The following is a 5610-nucleotide window of genomic DNA, read 5'->3' as shown; positions in this document are numbered from 1 at the left end:
CAAGTAACTTGGACCAGTGTTGATCATTTAGCATTGTTCGAGGCATAGCGAGTGTAAAATTGGGTTTGGCGATTTAATTTTACTATCTCGCTATTTTTTTAATCAACAAATGTCAACAGACCCTAATTTCATCTAGTTGGTTTTGCTTCGGTTACTTTCTAAGCTATCCAGATAAAGTAAGTTTAGCGAACTGCTTCAACATGCAATTTATAATTAACTGTTCTATTATTCCGTGCCGTATTCCGCATTTGGTAGATCTGAATCAAATAATTGCCTGATTCTGGCAGCTTGAATTTTCCAGATGCTCCTGTTGTAGATCCAATCACCAAAGCGTCTGCTTTTCCTGGTTTATCACCAGGAGCATATATATTAATTTGGGCTAAATCATGATTGCTTGTCAGCTTATAGCTTAAAGTTTGTCCAGCCTTAGCATTCAAACTATACTGAATGTCATCGTAGCCTTTAAATGATCCTGCAACTGTAGTACCAATAGCACCTTTTGCAAACTGAATGGGTTTTACTGGTGCAGCAGATACACTTGGCGAAACCGCCGCAGACAAAGCCAAAGTTATTGAACCTAACAAAGTTAATTTTTTCATCACTATGTGCCATTTTTAAATTGATCATTTTTAATCATGTGAAATTCTAAATTTCATCAATGATTTTTCATTTATATCGTAAGATGTACAAAGCACTTTTGCCATTTCCTTTTGTTATCCATTGATATAAAAAAACCGTACGAAGGTGGCTTATTTTTTACTTGAGCAGTCCGTATCTTGCATGTGAAAGTGTCTGTAATTCAAACATGTGGTCGTAATCATAGTTTGGCATTATGAATCCACATTTTTACTTACGTTTGATATGGCACTGCTCATAGAGAACATATTGTCGTTGAGCATGCTCATCAGTAATGAATTGAGTAATGCTGGGCTATGTGTATTCCACCACGCTTGAAAGACTCGTGCATGTACGCAGAGCATTTCTAGGAATTGTTTTTCATCTATATAGATATTTCCTTTTGACTTAACTTCTAAAGTTTCTAGGTAATTTACTGCGTCGTGGAAATGAATGGGCAACAGATCGCTATAACGTGCGATGCGGAAGTGTTTTTTGTGACGTGACCACATTTCTGCATGTAGTTTGCGTTCACCTTGGGCACGTCGGTCGATAATTTCTTTGAGTTCTGCTTGCTGCTCTGCGTTGATTTTTACTCGTGTGTCGATTTGCTGTTTTAGAACTTCTTTTTCCAGTACATCGAGTACCCATTTGCGGAATTCTTTAGCGACTTGTGTGAGGGCGAAGATTGCTATTAAATGAGAGCGCCACGTTAAGAAAATATTCGTAACACCCAATTGGGGTAAAGCACCTTAAGGTGCTTTTATTAGCGGTAACTCTTATTTCCTCCGGAAGTATAGCAATAACGACCACCTCTTGGACCATAACAATACGAGCCTGAATCACAAGAACAACCTTTAGAATATGTTTTTTTAACTTTTGTGTTAGGTTGACTCTTTATATGCGAGGAATAACTGTTCTTCACTGTACTTTTTGAGTATAGATCACCTTTAAGAAAGCAGTTTTCAAATGCGCATAAATATTTGGATAAAACCCATTTAGGACTTTCAAATTCTTTTGATAATCTTTCCCACTGATCTTTTCTATCATATATTAGAACGGCATCACCTCTTGCTAACTTTTCTACAATTTCCCCATTTTTAGGATTGTTTCTAACATTAAGAGTACTGGTATTTACATATTTCTTTGCTAAAGGATAGAATTCTTCTTCATTTAATTCCAAACCATCAAAAGCAAAACTAAATGATGACAATAGGATTAGAGATAGCTGTAGAATTATTTTTTTCATTAAGCATTACTCAAGATTGTTGTAGATTCACAAATACAAATAATAAAAGCCATCCAAAACTTATAAACCTTGCTGGCTTTGAATAGCCTTCACGCAAAGTAAACCATGCGAAAATATATGGCATTAGAAAGATTCCAATGCCTAAAAGAATCGAAACCTTCCGCTCAAACTTTGGCATAAATGGTAAAGGTGTAGGAACTTGCGTTCCTACAGGAGACATATTCATTTGCATGCTAGACCTTACAGGCTCACTTCTAACAGTTTCTTTCTTTACTTGCTTAGGGCTAAAACTGCTATACGAAAGCCCAGTACCAGGCAAACCAACAGTTGTTCTTGTTCCCTTTTTGCCAAGGTTTACACGCGCGCCTTTACCGCCTAATGAAACGCTAGAAATACCCTTTTTCGTAATATTTAAACGTACACCCGGTGCTATCTTTAGACTTTTTCTAAAATTAAAACCCACGATTAACCCCTTATATTAAAGCTGGAATTTCTTCCTCAAGCCTTTTTTCTGCCTGAGTTTTTTCATGTCTAATTGTTTGGCTTTGTCTATATTGCTCAGCTTCAGCTGTAATAGTAAATTCAGCATCGCTTGAAATCTTATGAACCTCACTTTGGATTTCATCTAAAGTCACATGGAAAAATTCTTTTCGGAGATTGACTAGATTTAAACGACGTTCAGCAAACACTTTATGAAGCGCATTTTCCATAGCCGGTGCATTTTCGCTATAGATCATTGCATGTACATCAAAGTAGAACGGCACACTAGCATCGCCCAGTTCATGTACACGATCTATTGGCTCCAAACGGCGCGTCATACCAATCTTATAGACATCTTCGCCAAATGATCCGATGTTAGAAATAATATAAACATGTCCCGCTTTTGTCTGCTGTGCCATTGATAGTGCGCGCTCATTTTTCTGATGAGCCTCTTCTAACTTAATTGATAACTCAGCAATTTCTGCATTCAATTTATCTAAGTTACCACCGACAGCTTTTGCTGCTTCAGCTTGTGCTTTCAATAATAATTTTTGGAATTTTTCCTCTTCCTTCTGAGCTGCCGCCATTTCCTGCTCAAGCTTTGCCTCTTCGCGCATTTGACGGCGAATTTCAGCCTGCTCCTCTTTCTCTTCTTTTACTTTTTCTTGATATCCATAAGCCAACCATAACTCCTGCATCTTCATGTCCACATATTTACGATCAATATAGACATGGTTTGACTCATTCATTTTATTTATATCTTCGGCAGCTTTGCGAATACGCTCCTGCATTTTTTCTATATTATTCCAACGCACATTTGCTATAGCTGCTTCACATTCATTATTGAATGCTCGCGTTGTTAGCTTGATTGCGCGTGTGACCATTTTCTTACCTTCAGCTTTACTTTCTCCCACAGTCCACTCTGTAGAGCAAGTGACTGCGGTTTTAGCCTTAAGCATTGATTTCTGTTTTTCTCTGATCAACGCAATTCTTTGTTTATATTCTTCAGATGTTCCAAAATCAAAATGTGGCTTATAAAACCCAGATTAAGCTAATTCTAAATCTTCATCATATACAGCAATCTTACGAGTTAATATTTGGAAAAGACCATATTTTTTTTGGTAATCCAGCTGAAGCGCTTGAATATCGCTACTTAGTTGAGTCTTACGCTTTAAAGATTCTTCGACTTCCTTATCAACATCTATAATTCTTGAATATCTAGCTTCATATTTTTTTTAATTGAGTCTGATTATTAGTATTCTCAGTTTCTTTTGCTTTATATTTCCCATATATAAAATAAAAAGCCGCCCCCAAAAGTGCTACACATATAAGCAAAAAAATTGTAATACCGTTCACTTTATACCCCAAGAATGTTATATTTTTACTTAATTTAACAAATTGTGTACTTTTTGTCACACGGTAAATTTACTGATAAGATTTGCATGACTTTTCTACTTTTAAAATAATTTATGAAATTTTTACTCATTTTAATTTTGGGGTTCACTTCCATTCAAGTTTATGCAAAAAAGTGTGCTGACTTTAGTACTCAGCAGCAAGCACAGAAATGGTATGAACAAAGAAAGAAATCAGGACAAACAGGTTGGAAAAGTTTAGACCGCGACGGCGATGGTCAGGCCTGTGATTGCCTGCCGGGTGGAAATGGCAAGAAGTGCCCGAAGAAGAAAAGATAAAATTGAACAAGTATATTGATTATAATTTAATCCATTAGATTTAATTATTTCCTAATGTATTTCAGTCGAAATATATTTTAAGTAAATTATGCTTACCAAAAATTATGAATAAATTTGGATCAATAATGCATATTAAACCACTTTTACTTTTAGGCTTATTTGGTCTATTAACCGGGTGTCAAGTTGTAGAAACTGCTGATAATAAAAAGTCAGTTTCTATGTTACCGCTACACATTCCAAAGGAAGCACGCTACCTAAATACTGCTGCAAATGCACCTATTTCAGAAAAGCGAGAAGCTTATGCTAACCAACTCGTGAGCTCGGGCCAAAAATATGCCACGATCAAAACAATTCCTTATGAGTTTTTCCAAGGATCAGGTTCTTTAAGTGCGTACCCTTACACGGTTTACACTTTTGACCAGCAACGTGTGAAATTTGTAGAAAACTCACTACTCAGCCCATCAACTACACAAACAAGATTTGATCATTCGCAGGTGAAACTCAAACTACCTGTTGGTCAACACGACATTGTTTTCGTAAGTGGCATTGGAAATCATAGTTACTTTACTGAGATCAAAAACGTGACTTTAGAAGAAAATAAAGATTATGTGATTGGCGTAGATCGTAATCCAAATACAAAACCTCTAGTTTTCATTGCTGAATATGAAGTTGACTCTCGATTTAAAGCGACTGAGCCAGAATCTATTGTTATTACAAAACGTATTGTTGAAGGTGTTGAGCATGCAAACCTTAAAAAAGTCAAAGTTTATTAAAACAGCTACTGGCTTAGGGCTATTAACTTCACTGTTATTGCTCCAAGGCTGCGTACGAATGATGCTACCAACCTCAGAAACTGAATTGGTCACAAAATCAATCAATGGTGGTGGTTCAGTAGAAGTTCCTTTGGACTATGTACAATCCTATGCAAACTTAAAGCAGGCATATGGAAAATGCGTGGAATACAGGACTTATAATGATTATTTGAAAGTTGAAGCTAACCTAGATCGTGAAAATAATATTGGGACTTTTTATGGCAGACCGCCATATGGGACTTATATTTTTAAGACTACAATTACGCCTATAGATTCAACTTCATCTAAGCTTACAATCTATACAATACGTGGCAGTCTTCTGACAGACAATGCCAATCAAAATGTATTAAAAAAACGTTTAGAGCAGGATAAACTTCGTGCATTAGGTCAAGATCCAAAATGCAATAAAGGTTAATTTGTACTTAAATCAAAAGAGTGCCATATGGCACTCTTTTTTATTAGACTGATTAAAAATAAATTCATCTTGCTAATAATTGACCAAAGAGGTGGTCCCACATGTTTGAACAACTAAAAGCGTATTTATAAGTGATATTCCGCTCTAGTTAAGCCACCTTGTTTTGTTGGGGTAGCTGATCATAGTAAAACTCATTTAGCCTTGCGAAGCAGTGCTTCTCATGTCTAGACTCGAATGAGGTCGTTTCAGATTATAAAACTCAAAATATGCACTCAATTGCTTTTTCGCATCTGTGACACTGCTATAAGCTTTGAGATACACCTCTTCATATTTAACGCTCCGCCATAA

General features: G+C 36.2%; 8 protein-coding genes and 1 pseudogene. 3 read left to right on the top strand and 6 right to left on the bottom strand.

Going from position 1 to position 5610, the window contains the following annotated elements; all coding sequences use genetic code 11:
* Nucleotides 1-182: 182 nt before the first annotated feature.
* The 5 genes from FTU79_RS16020 to FTU79_RS16000 all read right to left on the bottom strand — a co-directional run bounded on the left by FTU79_RS16020 (nt 183) and on the right by FTU79_RS16000 (nt 3327).
* The gene (locus FTU79_RS16020; protein ID WP_168379498.1) at nt 183-599 is read right to left on the bottom strand and encodes a DNA breaking-rejoining protein; all 417 of its coding nucleotides are present in this window, start codon (nt 597-599) and stop codon (nt 183-185) included.
* A gap of 231 nt (nt 600-830) precedes the next feature.
* Nucleotides 831-1352, bottom strand: coding sequence for a hypothetical protein (locus FTU79_RS16015; RefSeq protein ID WP_168379499.1), 522 nt, complete (start codon nt 1350-1352; stop codon nt 831-833).
* Nucleotides 1353-1381: 29 nt separating this feature from the next.
* Nucleotides 1382-1864, bottom strand: a complete 483-nt coding sequence (locus FTU79_RS16010) for an SH3 domain-containing protein (protein ID WP_180009663.1) — start codon at nt 1862-1864, stop codon at nt 1382-1384.
* A gap of 10 nt (nt 1865-1874) precedes the next feature.
* On the bottom strand, nt 1875-2327 hold the full coding sequence (locus FTU79_RS16760; RefSeq protein ID WP_180009664.1) for a DUF4236 domain-containing protein: 453 nt from the start codon (nt 2325-2327) through the stop codon (nt 1875-1877).
* A 10-nt stretch (nt 2328-2337) separates the two neighbouring features.
* Nucleotides 2338-3327, bottom strand: coding sequence for a DUF4041 domain-containing protein (locus tag FTU79_RS16000; RefSeq protein WP_180074499.1), 990 nt, complete (start codon nt 3325-3327; stop codon nt 2338-2340).
* A 486-nt stretch (nt 3328-3813) separates the two neighbouring features.
* Between FTU79_RS16000 and FTU79_RS15995 the strand changes: the two genes are divergently transcribed.
* The 3 genes from FTU79_RS15995 to FTU79_RS15985 all read left to right on the top strand — a co-directional run bounded on the left by FTU79_RS15995 (nt 3814) and on the right by FTU79_RS15985 (nt 5262).
* Nucleotides 3814-4035 (top strand): excalibur calcium-binding domain-containing protein, encoded by a 222-nt coding sequence (locus tag FTU79_RS15995; RefSeq protein WP_180009665.1) that lies wholly within the window; start codon nt 3814-3816, stop codon nt 4033-4035.
* A 125-nt stretch (nt 4036-4160) separates the two neighbouring features.
* On the top strand, nt 4161-4808 hold the full coding sequence (locus FTU79_RS15990; protein WP_180009666.1) for a hypothetical protein: 648 nt from the start codon (nt 4161-4163) through the stop codon (nt 4806-4808).
* Nucleotides 4777-5262: a hypothetical protein gene (locus FTU79_RS15985; RefSeq protein WP_180009667.1), complete on the top strand. Its 486-nt coding sequence runs from the start codon at nt 4777-4779 to the stop codon at nt 5260-5262. The genes FTU79_RS15990 and FTU79_RS15985 overlap by 32 nt, the downstream gene beginning before the upstream one ends.
* Nucleotides 5263-5410: 148 nt before the next feature.
* On the opposite strand, the pseudogene FTU79_RS15980 reads toward FTU79_RS15985, so the two are convergent.
* Nucleotides 5411-5610, bottom strand: a pseudogene (locus FTU79_RS15980) (integrase core domain-containing protein); the annotation flags it as partial.

It is taken from the genome of Acinetobacter sp. YH12144 (genome assembly GCF_013418345.1).
GTDB classification, from domain to species: Bacteria; Pseudomonadota; Gammaproteobacteria; order Pseudomonadales; family Moraxellaceae; genus Acinetobacter; species Acinetobacter amyesii.
This window is presented reverse-complemented; position numbering and strand designations above follow the sequence as displayed.

What these genes read in the sequence shown, in the direction of transcription:
- FTU79_RS16020 (WP_168379498.1), bottom strand. Translation starts at nt 599, where the DNA reads ATGAAAAAATTAACTTTGTTAGGTTCAATAACTTTGGCTTTGTCTGCG.
- FTU79_RS16010 (WP_180009663.1), bottom strand. Translation starts at nt 1,864, where the DNA reads ATGAAAAAAATAATTCTACAGCTATCTCTAATCCTATTGTCATCATTT.
- FTU79_RS15995 (WP_180009665.1), top strand. Translation starts at nt 3,814, where the DNA reads ATGAAATTTTTACTCATTTTAATTTTGGGGTTCACTTCCATTCAAGTT.
- FTU79_RS15990 (WP_180009666.1), top strand. Translation starts at nt 4,161, where the DNA reads ATGCATATTAAACCACTTTTACTTTTAGGCTTATTTGGTCTATTAACC.
- FTU79_RS15985 (WP_180009667.1), top strand. Translation starts at nt 4,777, where the DNA reads ATGCAAACCTTAAAAAAGTCAAAGTTTATTAAAACAGCTACTGGCTTA.